The sequence below is a fragment of the Thermus sp. genome, from assembly GCF_040290245.1.
GTDB lineage: Bacteria > Deinococcota > Deinococci > Deinococcales > Thermaceae > Thermus_A.
On record NZ_PSMQ01000111.1, the window covers coordinates 1 to 1605 of the forward strand.

At 61.9% G+C, this 1605-nt stretch carries 2 protein-coding genes; both read left to right on the forward strand.

The features are described from left to right. Positions 1–1069, forward strand: a 1069-nt coding sequence (locus tag C4301_RS09790) for an FCSD flavin-binding domain-containing protein (RefSeq protein ID WP_352414883.1), incomplete at its 5' end; no start/stop codon positions are given. 80 nt (positions 1070–1149) lie between these two features. Continuing rightward, positions 1150–1605: molybdopterin-dependent oxidoreductase (locus C4301_RS09795; protein ID WP_352414884.1), on the forward strand; the 456-nt coding region annotated here is incomplete at its 3' end.

The following is a 1605-nucleotide window of genomic DNA, read 5'->3' on the forward strand; positions in this document are numbered from 1 at the left end:
GGAGCAGAAGCCCATCTTCATGTCCTGCCCCTTGTCCAACCTTTTCCTGGCCGGGGTTAAGCCCCTGGAGTACTTGGTCTTTGACTACACCAATGTAGTGAAGGATGGGGTGGTCTTCGTCCAGGAAAAAGTTCTGGACATCAACCGGGACCGCCGCCTGGTCCGGACTGCGGGGGGGTACCTAGCCTACGACCTTTTGGTCCTAGCCCCCGGGATTGACTACATGTACGAGGCCATCCAGGGCTACAGCGAGGTCAAGCACCTCCTGCCGGTGGGCTTCAAACCCTTCGAGCACGTGGCCCTAAGGCGGATGCTGGACCGGTTTGACGAGACCGGGGGTGAGCTGGTCCTGGCCATTCCCAAGCCCCCCTACCGCTGTCCGCCCGGGCCTTACGAGCGGGCGGCCATGCTGGCCTGGCGGCTTAAGACCAAGGGGGTAAAGGGCAAGATCTACGTTCTAGACGCGAACAACCAGCCCATCTCCAAGGCCCCGGGCTTCCTGGCCGCTTTTAACGACCTCTACAAGGACTACCTGGAGTATATCCCCAACGCCGAGGTCACGGCCATCGACTACGGGAAAAAACAGGTCAAGACCACGCTGGGGGACTACCCCTTCGCCCTGGCGGACATCATCCCTCCCATGAAGGCGGGCGAGCTGGTCCGGGTCTCGGGCCTGGGGGAGCGCTGGGCCAACGTCCGCATCCCCTACTTCCTCTCGGAAAAGGACGACCGGGTCTATCTGGTGGGGGACATCACCGGGAACACCCCTTATCCCAAAAGCGGCATGGTGGCCTACGTCTCTGGGACCATCGTGGCCCGCCAGATCGTGGAACGGCTCAAGGGTAAGCCCCTGGCGGACATCCCCCCTGAGCTGCCCAACAACATCTGCTACTCCTTCGTGGATTCGGAGGAGGCCATCTGGGTGGCGGCCAACTACTCCTGGGATGCCGCCCAGAAGAAGATCGCCTCCCAGGGAGCCGTGGACAACCAGCGCTCAAGGGCCAACGCCCAGGCCGCCTATGGGTGGGCCGAGGGCCTTTGGAGGGACATGTTCGGCCCTTCTGCATAGGGGCATATGGGCCCGGGAAGGGCAGGCCCCTTCCCGGGATTTTTGGGGGGTGTGGATAGAGTATAGGGGTAGGAGGTAGAATGGATAGAAGGAAATTTTTTCGATTAATTGGTGGCGGAGTCTTCCTTACCTCGCTTTTAAAGGGGAAAGCCCAGGCCCCATGGGACGAGAGGACCTTTGAATCGACCCGGAACCTGGGGGCCCCCCTTTCCGAGTACGGGACCCGTTCCCCCTTCGAAGGAGAGGTGGTCCGCTACATCTCCCCCAACCTGCGCACCCGGCACTCGGGGGCGGATTTTGCTCCCTTGGAGAAACTGGAAGGGGTGATCACCCCCAACGGCCTCCACTTTGAGCGCCACCACTCCGGGGTGCCCCAGGTAGACCCCAAAAGCTACCGTCTGGTCATCCACGGGATGGTGGAACGGCCCCTGGTCTTCACCCTGGAAGAGCTAAAGCGCTTTCCCTCGGTCACCCGCACCTACTTCATCGAGTGCGCGGGGAACGGCCAAAACGGCTACCGCAACCCCCCGGACCCC